The sequence below is a fragment of the Thainema salinarum CENA647 genome (assembly GCF_057732415.1).
Map to the genome: position 1 here is coordinate 716,451 of NZ_JBYJZJ010000015.1, position 23,679 is coordinate 740,129.

The window sequence follows — 23,679 nt, forward strand, 5'->3', positions numbered from 1 at the left end:
AATCTCACCACTCGTAGGATGTGTTAGCGACAGCGTAATACATCTAATCTTGAGAAAACGATGCTTTAGACTTCATCTAAAGCACTTCATAAACCTTAATTATTAACAACTTATAGTAAATCAAATGCTGTCAAAATTCCCATAAGTTCCCCTTGTTCTCCATCACGAGTTACGAGAATAGGTCTATCATTGAGATCTCTCGCTATGATATCAGCAATTGCCGTCGGCTCAGTAATTCTTGCCAAAACAGGCTCAATTTTGTCCTCTAAATCATCCGCTGATATAGCCTCGGAAAGTCTTTGGGCAAGACGCCTTTTCCGTAAGTCAGAATCCACTCGTAAGTAGCATGCAAGTTGTTGGTCAGATACTAAATTCCACACATCGTTGATTCTAACCGGGAGAAATGAAAAGGAATTAGTAAGCATTTGTTGCCGAATAAAGCTAAGAGGTTGCCATAGCTTGCAACATAGTGGTTCTCGAACCATAAAATCACGGACTTTGTCTTGATTACTCATAAGTGCATCTTCGAGTATGATACTAAGTTCTATGGCATGATTTGTAAGATGCCGTGCATATGCACCTTGATGTAATGCGTCATTACGTGCTCGCATTATAAGTTCATATAAACGATGGAAGGGAATGTGTACATCTGGATATTGTCTAGGAATATCTTTTGCAAGATTTGACCTACGAGCTAAACGCTGGATTTGGCATTTGTAAATATGAAGGGTTGCAATTTCTTGTCGGAGAAACGATCCCAATCTTTCAACAGCAAAAGTAATTTCTGCAAAATCCTCAGCATCTTTGATAGCAGCATCTCTAGCAGATCGAAGCTGATCTCGGAACGCTATTGCAACTTCCGATTCTATTGGTAGTGTCATTATCACAATAAGGTTGTTTTTTGATTGAAGCGATAACTTATTGATCGCACATGGATATCCCAAGTATATTTCTGCGATCGCACCCCGTCACACCTCGTAGGGGCAAATGGCCATTTGCCCAATGCAGCACCCACAACACAGAATAATCTAGCTAAATTTCCAACCTTTCCGGAATCGCCATTGACGCAATGTAGTACAAGAATGTAGTATAAACTCATCCGTAGAGAAGCGGTAAAGAAAATGAAGCTAGCAGAAGCCCTGATTGTGCGGGCAGATTGTCAAAAGCGGATTGCTCAACTTCAGCAGCGCCTCATGCGGAGCGCCAAAGTGCAAGAAGGCGAGCAAGCGCCCGAAAACCCACAGGAACTGCTGGCTGAGCTAGATGCAGCAATTGTTGAACTGACTCAACTCATCCAGCAAATTAATAAAACGAACGCTATTACCTCCTTGCAGGATCAAACTCTGTCTGAAGCCCTTGCCCAGCGGGACACCCTGCAAACGAAGCGCAATATTTACAGTCGCTTAATTGAAGCCGCAGCGATTCAGCCTACTCGCTATAGTCAATCTGAGGTTCGCTTTGTCAGCACCGTCAACATCGCCGAACTTCAGCGCCAAGTGGATACACTGGCTTGCGACTATCGCGTTCTGGATTCCGCGATTCAGGAGATCAACTGGCAAGTTGATTTACTCGATAATTAACGGAAACTGTATCGCCTCATACTAACCACATCCGGCTCTCCTCGCCCTATGGGCTACTGTTTATACATAAGTCTCCTAGACTTCGTTTCGACATTGAGATCCCCCCTAGCCCCCCTTAAAAAGGGGGAATTGGCTCAAAGTTCCCCCTTTTTAAGGGGGATTTAGGGGGATCAGTCCGGGGTTTATAAAGACTATTCAGAAGTGTATAAACAGTAGCCTATGGGAGAGGGGCTGGGGGTGAGGGCAACAGCAGGTAGCTCATTCATCACGAAGCGAACACAACCCGCCAACGGGGTTCAGTTGGAACTTACCAATCTGCAAAATTGGTCTTTGGTTGCACTGGGGCAGTGCGGTGGGTTCGATTCCCCTTACAACTTATGCCCAGTATTGTTACAGGCGTACTGTGCATTGTTATCGCGTACTACCACGTGTTGATCGAGATGAATGAGTGAGGGTGGGTTCGGGGTTTACGCTGTTGATCCGGTGATAGTCAACGCAGAATGTTAGGTGGGGACGGGTTTAGCCGCTCAATTATCGGTCTGGATCTGTAGTGATCAACAAAACCTGTCCTTAAAAAAGTACATTGACTAAAACATTGGGTAAAGGCGGGTTTAGCCGTTAAATGATTGGTTTGAATCATAGCTAATCAACAAAACCTACCCCTACAGAAGGCACATCTTTCAATGGTTCAAGGAGAATCAACATGTCCTATCAACAACTCAAAATCTCTACACCAGCGCCTGTGTTCTCCTGGGCCAATCACGACCTGGGACACGCCGAAATCAGCATGGCGAAAAACGTTGCGTCCCTTCCCTTCGTGTTTAAGCATGTGGCGCTGATGCCCGATGTGCATCTGGGGAAAGGTGCGCTAGTTGGCTCCGTCATTGCTACCAAAGACGCCATTATTCCGGCAGCAGTCGGCGTAGACATCGGCTGCGGCATGTGCGCCATTCAAACGCCGTTCCAGGCCGACCAGCTTGACGGCAAGCTGAAGAAAATCCGCTCGGATATTGAAGCGGCGATTCCGACGGGCTTTGACCAGAATAAGGAGTCCGATAAGCAAGTCGATAACTGGCAGGGCTGGCAGCAGTTCAAAGAGCTGCATCCTGGCGTGCAGCACCTAGCGGGCAAAGCCTCCAAGCAAATGGGTTCGCTAGGTGGTGGCAACCACTTCATTGAAGTGTGTCTGGATACCAACGATCAGGTGTGGCTGATGCTGCATTCCGGTTCCCGCAACATCGGCAACATGCTGGCTCAAAACCATATCAAGACGGCCAAAGAAGTAGCAAAGCTGGCCGAAATGAAGCTACCTGACCCCGATCTGTCCTACTTCGTGGCTGGAACATCGGAGTTCGCTGCCTACTGGCGCGATTTGCAGTGGGCGCAGGACTATGCTCGGTTCAACCGTGAGGTGATGATGACTCGCTTCAAGCGAATTGTCGAAAAGCACCTGGCAGGCGGCAAGCCAATCAAGCCACTGCTGTCGGTGAACTGCCACCACAACTACGCCGAAAAGGAAACCCACTTTGGCGAAGCGGTGTATGTCACCCGTAAGGGAGCCGTGCGCGCTCAAACCAATGACTACGGGATTATTCCCGGTTCAATGGGCACCAAGTCCTACATTGTCAAGGGCAAGGGTCATGCTGATAGCTACTGCTCTTGCAGTCACGGTGCTGGCCGCACAATGTCCCGTAACCAAGCCAAGAAGCGCTTTTCACTGGATGATCTACTCCAGCAAACCGAAGGCGTGGAATGTCGTAAGGACAAGGGTGTCTTGGATGAAATTCCAGGTGCCTACAAGCCAATCGACGAGGTGATGGCTAGCCAGTCTGACCTGGTTGAGATCGTGGCAACCCTAAAGCAGGTCGTCTGTGTGAAAGGCTAGAACAGCTAGCTCTACTAAAGCTCGGATCTGCGATCGCACATCTCACTCCCCATATCCTGTAACGAAATAACCCGCATGGGTTCTAGGACGTGTTGACATTTTGAGGAATGATTCGATAGGTTGCAAGAGTAGCCACTTTCCCAGGAGATATGCCGTCCGCCAAACTGCAGGAGTCCCAATGGCAACGCTTGTTGAGTGAACTGCGAGCCATCCCGGGGGTATACGTCGGTCAAGAAAACCAGTGTCGCCGTTTCATCGAAGCGGTGCTGTGGATGAATAAAACCGGAGCCCAATGGCGGGAACTCCCCAAAGAGTACGGCAACTGGAACAGCATCTTCAAGCGCTTCAACCGGTGGAGTCGTAAAGGGATCTGGCAACAATTAAGTCATGCAGTCGCCGACATCATCGACCTGGAGAACCTGGCAATCGATAGCACCATTGTCCGAGCCCATCCCTGTGCAGCGGGCGCAAAAGGGGGACCTCAGCGCAGGGACTCGGGCGCAGTCGAGGCGGCTTTAGCAGCAAACTGCATGCCAGCACCGATGGGTTGGGCAATCCGTTGAGCCTTCGGGTGACGGGGGGTGAACGACACGATATCACGCAAGCCGTAGCGTTGGTTGACGGCTATGCGGTCGAGGCGGTTCTTGCCGATAAAGCCTACGATGCCAATACCTTCATTGAATGGTTGGAGCACCGAGACATCGAAATCGTCATTCCCCCACGCAAAAACCGCAAGCAGGCTCGCGAGTATGACAAGCATCGCTATGGTGAACGCCATCTTGTGGAATGCTTTTTCAATAAAATCAAGCGATTCCGACGAATTTTTACTCGTTATGACAAACTGTTGAGAAATTACTTGAGTTTTGCCTACTTAGGGGCAATCCACATTTGGCTCAGATGAAATGTCAACACGTCCTAGCTTTGCTAGGTGCAAGATGTGAAAATTGCCACTGTGAGTGATTTGGGGAACATGTGCGATCGCGGATTATTGCTTTCCAAATCTCGATTGTTTTTATTTCGCAACATTCTCACTGTCCATTCTGGAATTCTACAGTCAAAAGCCGTATCCCTATCCAGAGAAATGCACTCTACATTTAAAAAGGATTAGCCCCCATGTTGATGCTCTACATTCGTTTACCTAGACCTCCGAAAAATTTATTTGCTCCGCCTCTGAACGATCAATCAGATAACCGTGAGGTTAAACCGCTTGATCGCCCGACCGAGGACGAAACGGATCATGAAATTGCTGAACATCCACGCAAGATCCACGTTGATAATTACAAGCGCAACGCTCAATCGAACTATTCACTCGAGCGACGGATGTTCTGGTAACACGGTGCTAAAACTTAGTCAGTCATGCGATCGCACTTTTCTGAAGTTATTTAGGAAAGTGCGATCGCAGCAACAACGTTTAAAGTAAAGAAAGATTTTACTCATAAAAATCAAGCCCGTAATGATGCTGCACCCAATCGGCAAGCATGAAGATTTTGTTGGTTGAAGATGATTTCCGAATTTCTAAGGCGATCGCAGAAGCGCTAACCGATCAGCGGCATATTGTGGAAACAGCAGACGATGGTGAATTGGGTTTGGCATTTGCTGAAACCAACACCTTTGACCTGATTGTGCTGGATTTGATGTTGCCAAAGCTCGACGGTATTACGCTTTGTCGTCAGATCCGGCAAGCTGGCACGACAACGCCTATTTTGATGCTGACGGCTCGCGACACCAGCAACGATAAAGTATTAGGGCTAGATGTGGGTGCGGATGACTATGTGGTGAAACCGTTTGACCTACCCGAACTGTTAGCCCGCATTCGTGCCCTCCTCCGGCGGAGCAGAGTTGCCGCCACCACCATTCTAGAATGGGAACAGCTTAGTCTCGATCCAGATCAGTGTCAGGTACAGTACTGCGATCGCAGCTTAAACCTAACGCCCAAAGAATATGCGCTCCTAGAGCTATTTCTGCGCAACGGCAGTCGAGTGCTAAGCCGCAGCGCTATTTTAGAGCGGGTTTGGGCTTTCGAAGATATGCCTGCGGAAGAAACCGTCAAAGTGCATTTACGCAGCCTTCGCCAAAAGCTGAAAGCAGCGGGTGCACCCCCTAATTTTATTGAAAACGTCTATGGCTTGGGATATCGGCTCAACCCCAATCTCTAATCAGCGGTTTGGTCAACTGCGCAATCGGCTGCTGCTGTCCTACCTAGCGGTGATTATGCTGATTGTCGGGGCGTTTTCAGTAGTCGTGTATCTGCTCGTCGCCCGCGATCGCAATCAGCAGTTGGACATGCAACTACGCCAAGTTGCCAGTACAGCAGCCAGTAGTCTGGACATTCTGCGCCATGAACAGGCAGAATGGCAGGCCAGAAATCGGGCAGACGAAACCCACAACTCAAGCCAAGCAGGCAAAACACAATCCACCAATCCCTATCTAGAGCACAGGGATGCTGACGATGGTTGGGATGTAGACGACGAATACGCGGAGTTTCGATCTAGCAGCTCCAATCAACAGCAGCGGGACGAAGACCTAGACCATCAATCTTTCAACCCAGAGCAAAACCGACTGGCGAATGAGGATAGTCGAGTAGCGGATCGCTCTGCTCCAGCTCCGTTCTCTGACTCGATTGAGAACGACAGGGTTCACTCAATCACGAATCTGGCTGCTGATCCGCACATCCTGAATCATCAAGGGGTTGAGTGGTTTGATGATCGGCAACAATTGATTGTGCGGGAGGGTGATCTCTTTCCCTCCCAGTCTCTGCTATCTGACGATCTATCCACAGCGCAATGGATACAGCAGGGCGATATTCGCAGCTTTATCCTGCCTGTTTATCGCGATGCACCCTCGGGTCAATCCTATCTGCTGGGCTATGTGCGAGCGAGTGAATCAACTCGCCATCTTGATCGGGAACTAGCTCAGTTGCGGAAGGGGTTAGCGCTGGGCGCTTTCATTATTTCGGGACTCGTTACGCTGGGCGGAGTTTGGTTAACTCGCGAGGCGCTAAAACCTGTGTTGATCAGTTTTGATCAGCTCAAGCAGTTTACGGCAGATGCGTCCCACGAATTGCGCAATCCACTGACGGCTATTCGTGCCTCGATTGCCGTCATGCAAACCCATCCGGAACGGATTCATCCAGCCGATGCGGACAAGCTAAGTGCGATCGCAAGCGCCTCGGTTCAAATGAGCCAGTTAATCGATGATTTATTGCTGCTGGCCCGCATGGATCGGCAAGCCCCAGATCGGCAGGCATGGCACCCGATTCCCCTGGATGAGCTACTAGAGGATCTGGTGAATGTGTATCATGACCAGGCCGACCAGGCCAACATTGGGTTGAAGCTTCAGCTCACTGATGCCTTAGAAGTGGTAGGAGATGCGGCTCAGCTCCAGCGCTTATTTACCAATCTGCTCACCAATGCTCTACGCTATACGCCCACAGGTGGCACCGTCACGGTTTCACTCCAGCGCAGCGGTGGTCAAGCCGTAATCAATATTCAAGATACTGGTATTGGTATCGCACCAGAACAACTGCCTCATATTTTTGATCGCTTCTGGCGAGCCGACTCCGCCCGTAGCCAGCATGATGGTGGCACCGGACTCGGACTTGCGATCGCAAAAGCTGTCGTTCAGCGGCATGACGGCAGTATCACGGTACAAAGCAAACTGGGGGCTGGCAGTTGCTTCCAAGTCAAACTACCATTAGCCGCAAAGACATGAGGTTAATCAATCTGATCTTTCCCGGATCTTTACTTTTTCAGCATTACCATCGCCTCAACTGATATGAGGTATGTTGATGAACTTTCGCAAACTGCACCGCAAAATAGCGCCCATTCTCTTCCTTCCCCTACTGCTCACTGCTCTGACCGGAGTTGTTTATCGGCTTGGAAGAAACTGGTTTGGTCTACCCAATGCAGCAGCGGAATTCATGATGACAATCCATGAAGGTCGTTTTTTAGGGCAGGCACTTGTACCGATTTATGTCTTACTAATGGGTTTGGGCTTACTTGGGCTGCTTGCAACGGGACTGGTGATGATCATCAAGCGTAAACCCAGCAAGGCCAAAGCCAGTTCTAAAAGAGATTGGCGATGGTATCATCGCTTCGTTGCACCAATTGCTTTACTACCTTTACTTGTCAGTGCGATAACCGGGATTGGTTATCGTTTGGGCAAAGCATGGTTTGGATTGTCGAACGAGCAAGCTGCAATCCTGTTAAGGCTACATCAGGGTTCATATTTAGGTGATGCACTTAAACCTGTTTATGTGCTGCTCGTTGGCATTGGATTAATTGTTCTTCTGGTTTCCGGTATTCAAATGACAGGCATTGTTCGCAAACGTCCTAGCTCTTTAGTTACTCGAAAAGGGAACTAACACTAAGCCCAGCTTAAACTCGTAGATTGTTATTTAGACGTTATGATTTATAAGATCCGACAGGTAGGATCTCATAAATCATAACGTCTTGTTTTAGTAGCAAATGTAAGAAATGTTGGACAAAATTCCTACTACTGGGCGATGGGCAATTGAATAATAAACTCCGTCCCGTGGCCCAGTTCAGATTTCACCTCTAGGGTGCCATTGTGTTTTTCGGTGACAATTTGATGTGCGATCGCAAGTCCTAATCCAGTTCCTTTACCGACATCTTTTGTTGTAAACAGCTGATCGAAAATTCGAGATTTTACGTTTTCGGTCATGCCTTTGCCGTTGTCACGGATGCGAATTTCAACTAGCTTTCGTTTTGATAACGATCTGGTTTGAATCTCAATTTTTTGAGGCTTTGTTTGCAGCTCATCAAATGAATAGCTCTGAGCCGCTTCATCAAAAACATCGATTGCATTGGCCAGAATATTCATAAATACTTGGTTTATCTGTCCAGGGAAACATTCTACTTGAGGCAATTCACCATACTCTTGAGTAATATCAATCGCAGGACGATGCTCATCCGCTTTAATCCGATATTTAAGCATCAGTAACGTACTATCAATTCCTTCATGGATATCAGTACAAACCTTGTATTCTGTATCAGCCCGCGAGAACGTTCGTAGACTCGTGCTAATTGACTTGATACGGTCAGTTGCGCCCTGCATGGAGTCAAGCAGCTTGGGCAGATCTTCAGCTAAAAAATCAATATCAATCTCTTCAGCTTTTTTAACCACAGGATCAGCCTCATCCTGATGCTGCTGTTGGCAGAGTTCAATATAGTCTAATAAGTCTTGAACATACTCTTTGGCGTTGTTGATACTACCATTGAGAAAGCCAATAGGATTATTAACTTCATGGGCTACACCCGCGACTAAGCTACCCAAAGAAGCCATCTTTTCGCCTTGAATAAGCTGGAGCTGATAGCGAGAGAGCTGATCCAAAGCCGCTTGCAGCTCAGCCGTTCGTTCTGCAACTCGTTGTTCCAGCCGCTTTGCGAAAGAGTTTAACTGTAAATGGGTCTGTACCCGCATTAACAGCTCTGCCTCTTGAAACGGCTTTGTAATATAGTCAACTGCCCCCAATGAAAACCCCTTGATTTTACTATCTGCATCGGCAAGAGCCGTCATAAAAATAATCGGGATATCGGCAGTTTCTGCATCTAATTTAAGCTGTTGACAAGTTTCAAATCCATCCATTCCTGGCATTTGAATATCGAGCAAAATCAAATCTGGCCGACAGGTTTGAATGCGCTTTAACGCCCGATCGCCGCTGATAGAAGTTGAAACTGTATATCCTGCTTGAGATAAGGTTTCTGTGGCTATTTCTAAGTTTGCAGGTTTGTCATCCACCACTAGGATCGTCGCGCTATTCGACATGCGTTAGTCCTCCCTCTAAATACTGTTGCAGTAGCTCCTCAATTTCTTCGGCTTGAAACTGCTTGGCTAGTGAAAGAATCGGTTCAACAAAAGGGGCGTACTTCTGATCAGTATTCACAAGTTGCTCTAGCTGATTGCGTAGAGCGAAAAGATTAGCCTGCTGGGTAAGTTCTAGTAGTTCTTTTAGGGTTTGATTTGGTGGTACAACTAATTCAGTCGGTGCCATAGTCTTCGCTAAATCTGTTTCTACAGGCTCATAGAGCCAGTGAATGTTCAAATGCTCAGACAGCAACTGAAATAGAACTTTGGCATCGACAGGTTTAGACAGGAAATCATCACCGCCGCTATCAAGTGCCATCTGTTGATCTAGTTGAGCAACCGAGGCAGAGGACACAATGACCTTACTTTGCTTGAGATCATGGCTGGTTCGAATGTGTTTCAAAAATTCAAACCCATCCATAACGGGCATTGCTAAATCCGTAATCACCAGATCAGGTTGCTCAGACCGCAGGTGCTCTAAACCCTCTTGACCGTTCTCAGCTTCGATAATTGTAAAGCCAAGGGGAGCGAGGAGATTCAGCAATACGGCGCGATTTTCCCAGCGATCATCCACAACCAAAATAGTTTGACGGTCTCCGGTATAGCCAATAATGCGATCGCACTTATCAGAGTCATCTTGATGCCGTACCCAGTCTTCAACCAGCGGCAAATTAATCGTAAAAAAGAACTCACTACCAGTTCCCAACTGACTTCTGACCTGGATTTCGCCGCCCATCAGTTGCACAATCCGCTGACTGATCGCGAGGCCAAGCCCTGTTCCTTCTGCCTGCTTTTTGCGATCGCCCACCTGCTCAAACGCCTGGAACAGCTTGGTACAGTCTGCCTCGGCAATTCCGACTCCCGTATCGATGACCTGAAACAGCAACGATGCTTCCGTCTTGGAACAATCGAGCACGTCAACCCGTAGGGTCACGGAACCCTGATCGGTAAACTTAATTGCGTTGCCCAGTAAATTGATCAAAACCTGCCGCAGCCGCTTCTCATCAGTTTTGACGCCTTCCGGCAAGCGAGAGCTGGTCTGATAGACAAACTCAATCCCTTTTTGCTCTGCCCGAATTCGGCAAATTTCCACTACACTTTGCAGCAAAGCAGGCAAATAGAGCGCTTTTGAGGTCAGTTCTAACTTGCGGGCTTCAATTTTGGACAGATCCAAAATGTCGTTAATCAGCATCAGCAAATGGGAGCCACACTGGTGGATTACGTTTACTCCGTGCAGTTCCTTCTCGGGCAAGATTTTTGAGCGTTGCAAAATCTGGGCGTAGCCCAAAATTCCGTTGAGCGGTGTGCGTAACTCATGGCTCATGTTGGCCAGGAAGTCGCTTTTCGCTTGGTTGGCCGCATCGGCCTGCTCTTTCGCCTGCGCCAATTCAGCCGTCCGTTCGGCCACCCGATGCTCCAGGTTGGTGAATGAAGCCTTGAGCTGACTAGCCATCTGATTGAAGGTTTGGGCCAGCTTACCCACTTCATCCTCAGTTAGGACTGGCACGGTTTGCGTCAGATCACCTTCAGCCAACCGACTAGCGGCTATGCCAATCGCCACGATTGGCCGTGTAATCCGCCGGGAGAGAACATACACTCCAATCAGCAGCACACCCGACGACAGAAACCCAATCACCAGAATATTGCGAGCCAACTGTTGGGCGGGCAAAAAAGCCTGAGCCTGACTGATCTCTGCGATTAAGGCCAGGTTTTGTTCCGGGAGCCAGCGGTAGATGCCAACAACAGGAACTCCTTGATAGTTGTCGTAATAGCCAAATCCACTTTGCTGAGCGATGGCTCGCTCAATGCCTTCGCTGATGATGCTTTCGGTCGTAGAGTCGGTCTCATCAGCCTGATCCTGGTCAGTTTCCTGCTTAGAAACAAAGATAGTCTTGCCCTTGGCTCGACCCACTAAATAGGTTTCTGCCGTTTTGCCCAAACCTGTATTGTCCCGAATGAGCGTATCCACTTCATCCAGGTCGAAATCGGCAACCAGAGCGGCCATTCGCTCATTCTGATCGTCCATAATTGGCGTGGCTACGGTAATTGCAGCTTTCTGAGTGGCAGGCGAAATATAGAAATTCGGCACCACCACATCAACGCGATCGCGAGTAAAGTAGGTGGCCGGATCACCCAAAGGACGATATTTGCCTTCTAGATTTGGGTCATCGGACGCAAAAACCACAAAGCCGCTATTCCGGGTAATCCGAATACTGCGTAAGTTGGGTTTAATTTCAGTCAGTTCAGCCACGTGCTGAGTGAGAGCAGCGTGAGCCGCTTTATAGGCTGGCTGAGCGGGATCGGTTGTGAGCAGAGTCGCAACAGTGGCTTGAATTTCGCCTTCCTGGCTAACGATCAGGATATCGCGCAGTTGGTCTTCGACCCACTTATCGAGCTGATAGCCTTTGAGCTGGGCAGCAACTGTAAGTCGGTTAATCACCTCGGTTTCTAACGAACTGCGAGCCTGAAAATAGGAGCCAACGGCAACGGCACTGACGGTAATAATAGAAAGTACCGAAAAATAGCTGACCAATTGAGTCAGCAAGCTTTTATTCAACCAACTTTTCATGCGGTTTGCTCCCATTCCGTCCAGATATTCTTCATTTGCTCGATGCCCCAATCCGTAGCTTCAGCGGCAGAAGCTTTGTCTTTCAGTACTTTCAGCACAGTCTTGGCCCAAAGCTGCTGACTTTGCACTTCGCTAAACGCCGAATGCGTTACCTCGTAAGGCGTAAGGCTGGGCAGGTCGTAAATCTTAAGCGCAGTGGCCAGATGCGGATCGGTCGTGTCGCTCCACAGCGAGTTTTCCAAAAGTTGCGGCATTACTGGCATCACCCGCCCCTTAAAGCCGGTAATCAACTGATTCAAGTTTTGCGGCTCGATCAGATAAGCTAGAAAATCCTTAGCGGCATCAGGATGGGGACAAGCTTTGGGCACAATGGCCTGCTTAATTCCTTTGCGAGTGAGCAAATCAGTACCGTCGGGCTTTTGCGGTCGCCCCATTGTGACCATCTGCCTGTAGCGCGTATCCGCGTCTTGGTTGTACTGATTGAGCGGCAGTTTCTGCGTTAGCGGAATCGATAAGGTAAGGTTCTGCGTCATCAAGATGCCGCCATCAATGAAGCTGCTGTTGTTGCCGCCGCCCGTCCAGTCCAATGCTGCAGGCGGCACATAGCCATCCAAGAAGAAGCGAGTGTATTCGTCAACTGCGATCGCCATCCGCTGCCGATTTTCCGGTGTTTCCAGCAAAAAGTCACCCTCGGCATTTACCACTTCCACGTTGTAGGCATCAAGGAACATCATCAGGCAGGTGTAGGTGTCAAAGCCAATGTCCGACATGCATAAGCCCACGCTGTAGATATCGGGATGGCCTTGCGATCGCAACTTTGCCTGCGCATCCCGCCAAAACGCCCAAAAGGGTTCCCAAGCCACCGGTACATTAGGCCCCAGATCAACGGCTTCCAGCAGATTGCCCCAGTAGTGAATGTAATCTTCTGCCAGCCACAGCGGCAGAGCATAGTAGCTGCGTTCTCCCTGCACCTTGTTCTGATAGTTCACTTGGGCAAGAGCAACGTCAGTGTAGCGATTTTTAATCGGCGAAATGACATCTGACAAATCCAGTAGCTGATCCCGCCAAGCCAGACGGGGTGCAAGCCCTGCATCCACTCCGATAGAGTAAACGATGTCCGGCATCTGGGAATTATCTGATTCTGTTACCAACTTAGAAAGCTGCTGATCAATTAAATCAACAGGAAGCAACTTTAAGTTGACGGTCATACCCGTCTGTTGCTCCCAAGTGCGCACGATTTGAGCCACTTGCTCGTTTTCTTCCGGTAGGAATCCTTGTTCCCACCAAATGGTTAAATCGGTATCTGAATTTGAGTTGGACGCATAAATCGTAGACGTTGAACTAGAGGTTGAACCAAATGGAGTTTGAGACTGTGCTGTGCAGTTAGCTAATCCAAGTCCTAAGCTAAACAGGGACAGCCGCGTAAAGTTGCGCCGGGTGAGCATAGTAGTTAATCGTAAATGTAGCCAATAAGATCACTATATGGTTATGCAGAATTGTCATAACATTAAATATAGTATTCACTCTTTCTAGAGAGAAATAACATTTGATGCCCTAGTCAGACAAGAAAATAATGCTCCATGCTTTTTCCCCTTGCACCTCACGTAGCGTCAGGTTCTAGGATGCAGATATCAACCGCATTCATTCGGTCATCAGCGACCAAAGCAATCATGTCAAACCTGATGAAAATTGGTGAACTGGCCCAGCAGACCGGACTCACCATCCGCACTCTGCATCACTATGACGATATTGGTTTACTCTCTCCTTCCCATCGTAGTGAGGCGGGGCATCGGCTCTACAGCGATCAGGACATCATGCGTCTACAGCAAATTTTGTCGCTGCGACAGCTTGGCTTTTCGCTAGATGAGATCCGCCAGTGTCTCGAAAACCCAGACTATGCCCTGCCGCAGGTGATTGATCTGCATTGCGATCGCATTCGCCAGCAGATCCAACTGTCTTACACCTTACTGGAACGATTAAACAGCATTGCCCAAGAGCTGGAAAACACCGAATCAGTTGCGGTTGAAAACCTGATTCAAGCAATGGAGACTATTACTATGTCTGAGCACTATTTTACGCCGGAGCAACAAGTTGTTCTCGATCATCGCTTTCAGGCAATACAAGCCAACTGGCAGGAAATGCTCGGTTTGGCTCACGATGTCATGCGGGACGGTACAAAGCTGAGCAGTGTTAAGGTTCATGCCCTGGCTGGCTACTGGCAGCAGATGATGAAGTCGCTGATTGGTGGCGATGCTCAACTGTACGAGTCGTTCACCAAGCTCTATCAGCACGAGGGAGCAGAAGCCATTAGTCGGGGTGATTTAGACGCAGCGACATTCGAATATATTCTCAAAGCGGTTGCCTTTGCATCGCTAACGGAAGATCTAAAGCTGCACTTTTCGGAGCAAAACTATACGCCCGAGGCTCTACAGGTGATGCGATTGGGAGATGAGGCTGTCTTCGAACTGAATCTTGATGTGTTGGGCACAGAAGGAATACTGCTCGGTCTGCTGGCAGAGGGTGCTAATCTCGCGGCACAGGTGCTTACAGCCGCAGGTGTGACTTTTGATGCCGCTCAGCATGAGATTGTACAGCTCCTGGGAGAACGCCCCAATCCACCGTCCGATATGCCTAGACCGGATCAGCTACCGTTAGCACCCAGAGCGAAACGGGTGCTGGAGCTGGCTCGTGAGCAGGCAGAGGTATACCATCAATCACATATCGCTCCAGAGCATTTATTACTGGGCATTTTGCAAGAAGATGCAGAAACGCCCGAGCAGTATACGGGAGTGGCTGTTCGTATCCTCAAAGATCGATTTGCGATGAATCTGACCCAGATGGAGCAGCAGATCAAAGCCGCAATCATGCAGTAGGGCTGTGCTCAACAAGTTTTGATGGTTGGTGTGTTGTGCTTTGCATGACACACCAACCATCGAAATTCATATCAAAACTTATTGCAGCAAACGAGATGGTTGAGTAGGAGGCTATTTTTGGAAACCCCTGCACAGCAAGAATTTCAAAAATAGCTGATGTCCTAACTAACCCTTCCAGCGCAATATATCAAAATTCAGCTCAGCAGAATAAAGGTGGTAGACGAGTAGCAATTCAGCCCTAAGCCAGAGTATAAAATGAGTTCAGCATATTGAGCGAAACGCCACTAACACGATTTATGGCTTCGCTGCCCGCCACTTTAACAAAGCCCATCCGCTGATAGAGATTGAGCGCTGGATTTATCGGCTGCGATTAAGGCGCGTACAGTGTAATTCATCATTCAGCTCGCTACCAGCCTAAAACCACGCCCCAGAAGGCATCTTCGAATGGGCCTTCGTCGGCCTCAATAGTGACACGCTTGGCCCAGGTAAACACATCGAAGCTGACATGACCGCTGTCGTGGCGGCCAAAGGTGCCCTTTTGAATGTTGATATTGCCCACAATCGTAATCCAGTGATCCGGAGCCGTAATTCGAGGTGGATCATCGCTGAGCAAGGCGCGAGCCGTAATCAAGCCAAATGCTACACCGCCCTGATCAAGGACGGTCTGGGCTTTTTTTAACGCCGTTAAATCTCGCAGCACATAGGTGTGCATGTAGTCCACATGGTCATACCCTAGGATTTCTCGAACCCAGCCTTTCATCTCCCAGGATTTGGTCATACCTGCGAAGTTGCGAACTACCGTCGGCGCGTTTGGCTCAACCGGAAAGATCAGATTCTCCGATTCCCGTAGAGTTGCCAATACCATCCAGTCCGCTGGCCCCATCCGTAAGTTGCCTTGGCTGGCATCTCGCAGTTTTGCGGATGTTTGAATTCGACGGCTCTGGGCCTGAAACCCTCCAGTTTCAAATAGATCCCGGCACAGTTCAACATAGCGTAGCGGAAATTTGTCAATCAGCTCGAACAAAATGGACGCGGGGCCGCAGAACGGCTGCTGTCCCTGGTTGACGCTGAAGGGATTCTGCAACCGAGCGCGCATGTCCTTAATAATTTTGTCTTTGTTGAGGTGGGGCCAAACTCCCGGCTGATCAGAGGCTTGAAACTGGTTCAGCGCCAGTGAAGCCTGCTGCTGGGTTTCCACCGGATTATCAAAATGGGGGGCAGACATGGTCAGACTCCTAATAAACGGATCTGATATAACAACAAAAATTATGAAATCAATTCCGCTATGGCGCTCAATAATTTTTCTGGTTCAACGGGCTTAGGAAGATGCTTTTGAAAGCCTCGGTCTAAAGCCCTTTGCTCATCTTCTTTACGGGCATAAGCTGTCAGTGCGATCGCAGGTAGTTGTGTACCTCGTTGACACGATAAGTCTTGTACCTGCGCGATCAAGTCGTAGCCATTCGTATCGGGCATTCCGATATCGCTAATCAGTACGTCGGGCCAATATGACTGAAGGTTTTCTAACCCATCAGCAGCCGTGACAAACGTTTGCACCTCTGCACCATGCTGGCTGAGCAATATCTTCAGAATGTTCAAGGTATCAAGGCAGTCATCGATAATCATCAGCCGCACTCCTGTTAGTTCGACTGCGGACGATGAGCATGACTCTGTGTGGCTTGCATCCGGCGTTTGCGTTAGCAACGGCAACCTGACCGTAAACGTAGCTCCTTGTCCTTCGCCTAGGCTGTCGGCTGTAATCGTACCTGCATGAGCCTTAACTAAATACTGCACAATGTTTAAGCCCAAGCCCAGCCCACCAAAGCGGCGGGTAATGGTGGGATCTTCTTGACGAAACGATTCAAAAATATGAGGCAAGAAATCCGGATGTATGCCGATTCCAGTATCAATGACTTGAATCTGAGCATCGTGATCCACTTGGGTCAACTTAACGGTAATCTTTCCGTTTTGAGGAGTAAACTTAACGGCATTCGTCAGCAGGTTCCAGATGATTTGCTGGAGGCGGGCTGCATCGCCCTGAATGAGACCAATTGGAGCTAAATCAACCTGGATTTGAATGTCCTTAGCGTCAATGCTAGACTGAACCGTCTCGATGGCCTCTGTCACAACTTGAGCGAGATTAATCGTCTGTATGCTGAGTTTGAGTTTGCCCCGGAGGATACGAGCTATATCGAGCAGATCGTCAATTAACTGAGTCAGCAGTTTGGCGTTCCGTTCAATGGCAACCAGTGCTTGAGTTGTCTTTTCGGCACTAAATTGATGAATTTGCAGTAGCTTTGCCCAACCTAAAATTGGATTCAGGGGTGTGCGTAACTCATGGGACAAAATAGCCAGAAATTCATCTTTAATCCGATTGGCTCGTTCGGCGGTTTGTCGAGCTGTTGATTCCCGCTGTAAAACCTGTGCTCGTTCTGCTTCAGCTCGTTTGCGTTCGGTGATTTCTTCGCAAACTGTGTTGATGCCAACGATCTTATTGCCATGCTTGAGCGGCAAAAAGTTTTCTCGCCATACCCGCTTTACGCCTGGCATCGCTGGAGTTTCGCCCTCGATTTCAACATTGAGAACAGGGTTCCCTGTCTCAAAAATCGGATTCAAAAGCTGCTCAGCCGCATCAGCTAAGTCAGGCAGTACCTCTCGCACGGTTCGACCAATATGGGCTTCTACAGGCAGTCCATTCATGTCTGCTAGCAACTGGTTAATTCGAACAAAGCGTAAATCTCGATCCAAGACGTTCAACCCAATGGGGGCACTGTGGTAGATCGTTTCGATTTCTGTCAACTGCTGCTGGATCTGAATCTGTTGGGCTCGGAGCGCTGCTTCTACCTGTAGTCGCTGGGTGATGTCAATCCCAGACGGAATCAGGTATTCCACCTCGCCACGGGCTGTGAACAGGGGAACAAGAGCAAAATCAATCATGATAAATTGCTCAGGTCCCAAGCGAACCTGCACGTCGTAACGAACGGTTTCTCCGGCGGCAGCTTGTGCGATCGCATCTCTGAGCTGAGCCTGCACGGAGGGCGAATACGACCACCAGTACGTTTCTGCAAACGGTCGCCCGACCACATCAGCTGGTTGCAGAGAAGCCGCCGCCAGAGCCGTCTGATTGGCATCGACCACAATACCATCCGGCGTGAGCACACCAACAAAGCTACACAGCGTATCGATGACCCGCCGGAGGTTTTGCTGGCTCGCGTTCAGAGCAGCTTCGGCTTGTTTCTGCTGCGTCAGGTCAATCGCAAAGGCCACATGCTCATCTGGATTATCGATCCATTGCGTTGCACTAATCCAAACCGGAACGCGGGTGCCATCACGGAGCTGCAGTTCCTTTTCTGCTGGTGCAATGAAGCCTTGTTCTATTAGCTGAGTGATGCCCTGCTCAGACTGCTCCTCGAATTCGGGCGGGACAAAATCGTGCCAGTTCATGCCTTGGGCTTCAAATTCTGCGCGGCTATATCCATGCAGGCTGAGCATGGCGTCATTAATCAGTCTCACGTCGCCATCTGCTGTGCCAATGCCGATGCCAATGGGCGCATGATTGATTAATTGAGTTAAGCGGTCTTGCTTTTGCTGAAGTGCGATCGCAGTTTGCCGCAGGTTTGCTTCCAAGCTTTTGTAATCGGTAATATCACGCCAAGAGGCAACAAAACCATCATTGAGCTTGCTCGCCCGAATATCAAACGCCCGAACGAGCTGTCGTTCACCGTAAACATCGTCGTAAATGAGCGAAACTTTGACCAGTGGCTCGCCGATTTCAACTAACTGACAGTATTCATCAAACAATCCGGATTCACGATGTCCAGGCAATACCTGACACAGACGACGCCCCAACTGTTGCTCACGGGACATGCCATTATTTTCGCAGGCTGCTGCATTAACATAATCAATTCTGAAATCAATAATTGTGCCCGATTCATCTCGAATTGCAGAATAAATGCCAAAGCAATCCATCATATTTTCAATGGACGTTTGGAACTGCACTTGACTATGCTGCAGTTCTCGCTTTAGTTCCGCATTTTCAATTGCTGTCCGTAACGATAAACACAATGCATCTGATGTTAACTGTTCCCTAACTAAGTAGTCAGCAGCTCCAAACTTTAAAGCTGTAACAGCAGTATTAACATCTGCTCTGCCAAGCAGAATAACCGGGGGACAAGCTTCACCAAGCTGAAGCCTGAAGGAATTTAACAGCTCTGAACAATCCGTTTCACAACAGCGGTTGTCTAAAAGGATACTGTCAACTTGAAACGCTTGACAAAAGCCCAAAGCCTGAGTGCTATCTTGCTTTGCAACCAGCCGATAGGAGGTGTTTGTATCTTCGCTCAGCAGTTTCCGATAGGCTTCGGCCTCTCCCTGCACATGATCAATTAAAAGAACAGTTCGATCGGGTGCTTTCGTCATCATAATAACGCCACGGTGTATAGAGGACAGTCATTGTTGCAAAAGCGGAAATAAACGATAGGTAAACAACAGAAGCACTGAATAGAAAAATTTGCTTTTAGAGAAATTTAGCTTTAAGACCGCATTCTTTAATAAAGACAAACGTTTTTTAGATTCAGTATTCAGTTAGCTGATCATTATTAATATTTGACTGTACTTATTAATATTCTGCAAGGTGTTTTAATTGTTGTAATGTTTTGCAATCTCGTATAGTAATCTCACATGGAATCAGAATAGTTGAATCCCCGTGACAGTGGCAGATTGCGGGAAGCGTCTAATAGATTTAGCCCCGCTTCTTAAGTATGTTTTTATATTTTGGGACTTGCGATCGCAGTCAAAGTAGACTAACGCATCAGATCAGTTTTTATAAATTTATTTAGCAAGCTGCCATAACGCGATCACGGCCTGCGGCTTTGGCTTGATAGAGCGCGAGATCAGCCGATTGCAGCAACAGTTCACTCGTTGATCCATGATCGGGAAAACAGGCAACGCCTACTGAAACGGTGATGGAACCGAGTTGCTGTTGATGGTCAATTGCTAAATGCTTGACTCCCTGTCGGATTTGTTCCGCCCGCTGGTAGGCAATGTCTAGCGAGACCTCCGGTAAAATCAGCACCATTTCTTCGCCGCCATAGCGACAGGCGATATCCGACCCCCGCACCTGCGCTTGTAAAAACTGGCTGAGGTGGCGCAGTACGGCGTCGCCCGCATCGTGGCCGTAGGTATCATTGAACTGCTTAAAGTGATCGACATCCAGCAGCAGCACGCTGAGGGGATGCTGATTGCGCTCTGCTCGCCGCAGCTCTCGTTCTAAAAAATCATCCAGATAGCGGCGATTAAATAGGCTTGTCAGCGGATCGCGCGTGCTTTGATTTTGCAGCGTAGCATACAGCTTGAGGTTTGCGATCGCAAGGGCAACCTGGCGGGCTACGGTGGTGGCTAACTGCTGCTTGGCTTGGGTGAGCGGCTGTTCGGGAGAGCTGATGTATAACACGCCAGAGGCTGTACCCTGCGCCACCATTGGCACACAGAAGTAAGCTTGGGGTAAGGGGGCAAGTAAGTGCGGGCAGCACAGCCCCCGATGCGTGTCCTCCACGTAGTGCGGCTGTCCCCGCCGCAGCGCCAAGCACTGATCCGACGTAAAGAGAAACTGACTTGCGATCGCGGCTTCGCCATCCCCATCCGCTTGCTCACCCCAAATCGTCGCGGCTTCAACGAGCTGCTTCGATTCACTAATGACGTATACCGCGCCACCACAGCCGGGAAACAGGTGCGGCATTAGCTGAGCAATCACAATGTAAGCCTCATCCACCGTTAAACAAGCCTGCATCAGGTCGCTCATTTCGTTCAGCAGGGTGATTTCTTGGTGCCGCTGTTCCAAATCATCAACCCACTGAGTCAGCTTGGCGTGGGCATCTTGCAGCGCCGCTTCCGTTTGCTGACGCTGTAGGATCTCTTGCTGGAGCTGTGCGATCGCGTGATTCAGTTCGGCTGTGCGCTCGGCCACCTTGATATCCAGTTCTTCATTGGCCTGCTGCAAAAAGGCTTCAAACTGCTTGCGATCGGTGATGTCAATGGAAATACCCAGGACTCGTACAGCGGTTCCGTCTTCGTCGTAAAAGATCTGTCCCCGTTCTAATATCCAGCGAATAGTGCCATCCGGATGAATGATGCGAAATTCATGGCTAAGTTCCGTATCCTGCTGGGTCACCTGGACCAAGTACTGCTGCACAAATTCCAGATCGTCCGGATGCACTCGGCGAAGAAAGGCGGCCTGGGTGCCTTCGAAACTACCTGGTGCCAAGCCATAGAGAACTTCACAACTTTCCGACCAGGTCGATTGCTTGGTCAAGAGGTCGAGTTCCCAAATGCCCATTTGGGTGGCATCCAGTGCTAACTTTAAGCGCCCCTCACTTTCCCGCAGCGAAATCTCTGCCTGTTTGCGATCGCTAATCAAGGCCAGGTAGTTCGCTAAGCTCGACAGCCACTGGAGACTGCGCTCGTCGGTCGGTACGTCCTCCGGATGCCCCAGGCTCAATGCCCCAATCGTTTTTTGATTGACGGTCATCGGCAGACAAATAAAGGTTTGAATGCCCAAGCGCTTTAATATGTCATTCGCCCCGCAGAGCTTCGCTTCTTGCTGCACCAGATGCCGAATCACGGTCTGTCCCGTCAGCGCCACCTGTCCCGACAGCGTTTGGTCAGTTGGCACTTCTAAGCGATCACAACCGGGCGGCAGCGCAATGCCTTGCATCCCTTCAAAAACCATTAACTGACGAACGGGGTCGTACAGTTCAATCGCCACAATCGGAAAACCAGTAGCGCTGCTAATTTCTTCGACAATGCCCTGAAAGGCGGCCTTCAGCGATTGGCTTCTGAGCGTGATTTCAGAAATGTTGTGCAGAGTTAGCAACTCTTGATTACGGGAGCGCAGCGATTCCTCTGCCTCCTTACTGGCCGTAATGTCTTCAATCGTGCCCAGAATGCCAATCACATTGCCCTGCTCATCGGGAATCGGCACCTTGTTGACGCGAGTCCACAGCCACTGACCGTTGGCGTGCTGCTTATATTCAACTGCCTGGATGACGGGCTGTTCCGTTTCAATAATCGTGCGGTCTTCTTGCCTGTAGTCATCGGCAAAGCCAGGATTCCACGGCAGATCATAGTCAGTTTTCCCCACGACATCCTCGGTGCTGTCCAAGCCTACCATCTCGGCCCAGAGCTGATTGCCGCCCAAATAGGTGGACTCTCGATCTTTCCAGAAGATTTGCTCAGGAATATTGTCTAAAACGAGCTGTAAAAACTGCTCTTTTTGCTGTAGCGCGCGCTCGGCCTGTTTGCGATCGCTAATGTCGGTGATGCGCACCCAAATCAGCGATTTATTCGCAATCGAGAATAGTTTGTTTGAAATGCTGCCCCAAAACACGTTGCCCTTGCAGGTGCAATATTCAATTTCGCTGTTCCAGACGCCGTTGGCCTGTAGCTCTTGATTAACCGCCGCCATTATTTCTGGAGTCCAGGGCGTCTTATGAAAGGAGGTTCCCTGTTTGCCCAGCAGTTCTTCTTTATGATCCGCCTCAAACAGTTCCAGTGACCGCTGATTGCAGTCCAGAATCAGACCAGTTTGACCATCGACGACAAAAATGGCATCAGTGGACTCATTAAACGTGGCGCTGAACAAATCGCGACTTTCCTGGAGGGCTAGTTCGGCGCGTTGACGTTCTGCATCTAGCCTAGCCCGTTCACTCACATCGCGCACGATGGCAACCACCTCATCTTCTCCACATACGACGATACGGGCCTCATGGGTGCGAATTTTGCCTTCAATTGGCAGCTGTAGCTCATAAACTTGCGTCGTTTCCGTTTGCAGCGCGCGTTCGATATACATCATCCGCTCCTGAGCCAGATCGGGCGGAAAGACTTCATAGAGCGACTTACCGATGGCTGCTTGGGTTAAATACGCCTTGAAATCTGGGGATGGTTTGTAGTCCAAAATGGTGCCATCGCGATGCAGGCGGATCATCAAGTCGGGGATGGCATTCAGCACCGCTCGGTGTTGAATTTCGCTCTGGCGCAGGGCTGCTTCTGCCTTCTTTTGCTCCGTGATATCAATACTGACCCCCACATAGCCCTGTACCATTCCATCTCGGCGAGTGGGAGCCAAAATCGTGAAAAAGGTTTGCTGGATTTCGTCTATTTTGTGGTGAGTTTCAGCTTGAACCACCTCGCCTGCCAAGACTTGCTGTCGATAAGGAATCCACTCCGACACGATACTAGCGGGCAGATTGCTGTCTTCGTACCGTAACCCGATTAAATTGCCCCACCGTTGAGCATCGACGGCATTTTGCAAGAGGTGTCTGCCCTCAGCATCACAAATCCAGCAGCTAAAGGGTAGATTATTTACCAAGGTATTGAGCCGAGCTTCATTTTCAAAAGCTCGTTTGGCTGCCTGAGCATCATCGAGTAATGTTCGGATGCGTCGCCGATTCAGGCGCTCTCGATAGATCAAAATCGCGATCGCAATCAGCGCGATCGCAATTCCTCCCCATGACTGAACTAAGTTCCAACCAGCAGTATCATTTGCCCCGGTGAGCACGTTGGCAACCCAGTCCATACCCTGCATAGTCGATTTCTTAGAATGCTTTATTTGATTTAACCCAATTTTAGGGGTTCATGCATCAGGGGGATGGGCCTTAATTTCTGCAACTTGTAGCGATAGTCATCTTGATTTGGAGGTTTTTGTGCGTCGCCGCATTACAAAAACCTCCAAATCTCAATCCAAATCTCAATAAAGCTGACTGCGGCTGTATATCGGCGTGAGCGGTGTGGAGGAGTTTGACCCTCTAGTTGGCTGAAAGGTTTAGAATGGTAGTGGATACGGTAAATGTAGATGCGATAGGTGCGATAGATGCGATCGCAAACCAGAATTACTTAGGATTGCGAATTAAATAGCCTGTCAACCATTCCATCCGTAGGAACACGGCATTGCCG

14 protein-coding genes and 1 pseudogene are annotated in these 23,679 nt (G+C 49.1%); 8 read left to right on the forward strand and 7 right to left on the reverse strand.

The features are described from left to right. Positions 1 to 110: 110 nt before the first annotated feature. A complete protein-coding gene (locus AC286M_RS04960) occupies positions 111 to 944 on the reverse strand; it encodes a hypothetical protein (RefSeq protein ID WP_488203323.1) in 834 nt (277 codons plus the stop codon). A gap of 177 nt (positions 945 to 1,121) precedes the next feature. Here AC286M_RS04960 and AC286M_RS04965 point away from each other — a divergent pair, with 177 nt between their 5' ends. The 7 genes and pseudogenes from AC286M_RS04965 to AC286M_RS04995 all read left to right on the forward strand — a co-directional run bounded on the left by AC286M_RS04965 (position 1,122) and on the right by AC286M_RS04995 (position 7,828). Then, complete coding sequence (locus AC286M_RS04965) at positions 1,122 to 1,580, forward strand: DIP1984 family protein (RefSeq protein WP_488203324.1); 459 nt, start codon at positions 1,122 to 1,124, stop codon at positions 1,578 to 1,580. Positions 1,581 to 2,283: 703 nt separating this feature from the next. Then, positions 2,284 to 3,465 (forward strand): RtcB family protein, encoded by a 1,182-nt coding sequence (locus AC286M_RS04970; protein ID WP_488203325.1) that lies wholly within the window; start codon positions 2,284 to 2,286, stop codon positions 3,463 to 3,465. 149 nt (positions 3,466 to 3,614) lie between these two features. Further along, positions 3,615 to 4,366: pseudogene (locus AC286M_RS04975) on the forward strand (IS5 family transposase). 212 nt (positions 4,367 to 4,578) lie between these two features. Then, entirely contained in the window at positions 4,579 to 4,797 is a 219-nt protein-coding gene (locus tag AC286M_RS04980; RefSeq protein WP_488203326.1) for a hypothetical protein, read from the forward strand. Between the two features lie 146 nt (positions 4,798 to 4,943). Beyond that, on the forward strand, positions 4,944 to 5,621 hold the full coding sequence (locus AC286M_RS04985) for a response regulator transcription factor (RefSeq protein ID WP_488203327.1): 678 nt from the start codon (positions 4,944 to 4,946) through the stop codon (positions 5,619 to 5,621). Next, positions 5,587 to 7,176 carry a sensor histidine kinase gene (locus AC286M_RS04990; RefSeq protein ID WP_488203328.1) on the forward strand — a complete coding sequence of 530 codons (1,590 nt, stop codon included), beginning with the start codon at positions 5,587 to 5,589 and terminating at the stop codon, positions 7,174 to 7,176. Before AC286M_RS04985 ends, AC286M_RS04990 begins: the two co-directional genes overlap by 35 nt. 76 nt (positions 7,177 to 7,252) lie before the next feature. Then, positions 7,253 to 7,828, forward strand: a complete 576-nt coding sequence (locus AC286M_RS04995) for a PepSY domain-containing protein (RefSeq protein ID WP_488203329.1) — start codon at positions 7,253 to 7,255, stop codon at positions 7,826 to 7,828. A 131-nt stretch (positions 7,829 to 7,959) separates the two neighbouring features. Here AC286M_RS04995 and AC286M_RS05000 read toward each other — a convergent pair whose 3' ends face one another. Genes AC286M_RS05000 through AC286M_RS05010 form a run of 3 tightly spaced genes read right to left on the reverse strand, consistent with a single transcriptional unit; the run spans position 7,960 to position 13,305 of the window. Next, a complete protein-coding gene (locus AC286M_RS05000) occupies positions 7,960 to 9,252 on the reverse strand; it encodes a hybrid sensor histidine kinase/response regulator (RefSeq protein ID WP_488203330.1) in 1,293 nt (430 codons plus the stop codon). Then, a complete protein-coding gene (locus AC286M_RS05005; RefSeq protein WP_488203331.1) occupies positions 9,242 to 11,860 on the reverse strand; it encodes a hybrid sensor histidine kinase/response regulator in 2,619 nt (872 codons plus the stop codon). The genes AC286M_RS05000 and AC286M_RS05005 overlap by 11 nt, the downstream gene beginning before the upstream one ends. Continuing rightward, positions 11,857 to 13,305 (reverse strand): ABC transporter substrate-binding protein, encoded by a 1,449-nt coding sequence (locus tag AC286M_RS05010; RefSeq protein WP_488203332.1) that lies wholly within the window; start codon positions 13,303 to 13,305, stop codon positions 11,857 to 11,859. The genes AC286M_RS05005 and AC286M_RS05010 overlap by 4 nt, the downstream gene beginning before the upstream one ends. Positions 13,306 to 13,482: 177 nt before the next feature. Between AC286M_RS05010 and AC286M_RS05015 the strand changes: the two genes are divergently transcribed. Continuing rightward, on the forward strand, positions 13,483 to 14,733 hold the full coding sequence (locus tag AC286M_RS05015) for a MerR family transcriptional regulator (RefSeq protein WP_488203333.1): 1,251 nt from the start codon (positions 13,483 to 13,485) through the stop codon (positions 14,731 to 14,733). A 406-nt stretch (positions 14,734 to 15,139) separates the two neighbouring features. On the opposite strand, the gene AC286M_RS05020 is transcribed toward AC286M_RS05015, so the two are convergent. The 3 genes from AC286M_RS05020 to AC286M_RS05030 form a co-directional block, all read right to left on the reverse strand. After that, positions 15,140 to 15,958 (reverse strand): hypothetical protein, encoded by an 819-nt coding sequence (locus AC286M_RS05020; RefSeq protein WP_488203334.1) that lies wholly within the window; start codon positions 15,956 to 15,958, stop codon positions 15,140 to 15,142. A gap of 41 nt (positions 15,959 to 15,999) precedes the next feature. Further along, entirely contained in the window at positions 16,000 to 19,152 is a 3,153-nt protein-coding gene (locus AC286M_RS05025) for a PAS domain-containing protein (protein ID WP_488203335.1), read from the reverse strand. Between the two features lie 412 nt (positions 19,153 to 19,564). Further along, positions 19,565 to 23,311 carry a diguanylate cyclase gene (locus AC286M_RS05030; protein ID WP_488203336.1) on the reverse strand — a complete coding sequence of 1,249 codons (3,747 nt, stop codon included), beginning with the start codon at positions 23,309 to 23,311 and terminating at the stop codon, positions 19,565 to 19,567. Between the last annotated feature and the right edge of the window lie 368 nt (positions 23,312 to 23,679).

Coding starts and splice junctions, on each gene's coding strand:
- AC286M_RS04965 (WP_488203324.1), top strand. CDS start 1,122: ATGAAGCTAGCAGAAGCCCTGATTGTGCGGGCAGATTGTCAAAAGCGG.
- AC286M_RS04970 (WP_488203325.1), top strand. CDS start 2,284: ATGTCCTATCAACAACTCAAAATCTCTACACCAGCGCCTGTGTTCTCC.
- AC286M_RS04980 (WP_488203326.1), top strand. CDS start 4,579: ATGTTGATGCTCTACATTCGTTTACCTAGACCTCCGAAAAATTTATTT.
- AC286M_RS04985 (WP_488203327.1), top strand. CDS start 4,944: ATGAAGATTTTGTTGGTTGAAGATGATTTCCGAATTTCTAAGGCGATC.
- AC286M_RS04990 (WP_488203328.1), top strand. CDS start 5,587: ATGGCTTGGGATATCGGCTCAACCCCAATCTCTAATCAGCGGTTTGGT.
- AC286M_RS04995 (WP_488203329.1), top strand. CDS start 7,253: ATGAACTTTCGCAAACTGCACCGCAAAATAGCGCCCATTCTCTTCCTT.
- AC286M_RS05000 (WP_488203330.1), bottom strand. CDS start 9,252: ATGTCGAATAGCGCGACGATCCTAGTGGTGGATGACAAACCTGCAAAC.
- AC286M_RS05005 (WP_488203331.1), bottom strand. CDS start 11,860: ATGAAAAGTTGGTTGAATAAAAGCTTGCTGACTCAATTGGTCAGCTAT.
- AC286M_RS05010 (WP_488203332.1), bottom strand. CDS start 13,305: ATGCTCACCCGGCGCAACTTTACGCGGCTGTCCCTGTTTAGCTTAGGA.
- AC286M_RS05015 (WP_488203333.1), top strand. CDS start 13,483: ATGCAGATATCAACCGCATTCATTCGGTCATCAGCGACCAAAGCAATC.
- AC286M_RS05020 (WP_488203334.1), bottom strand. CDS start 15,958: ATGTCTGCCCCCCATTTTGATAATCCGGTGGAAACCCAGCAGCAGGCT.
- AC286M_RS05025 (WP_488203335.1), bottom strand. CDS start 19,152: ATGATGACGAAAGCACCCGATCGAACTGTTCTTTTAATTGATCATGTG.
- AC286M_RS05030 (WP_488203336.1), bottom strand. CDS start 23,311: ATGCAGGGTATGGACTGGGTTGCCAACGTGCTCACCGGGGCAAATGAT.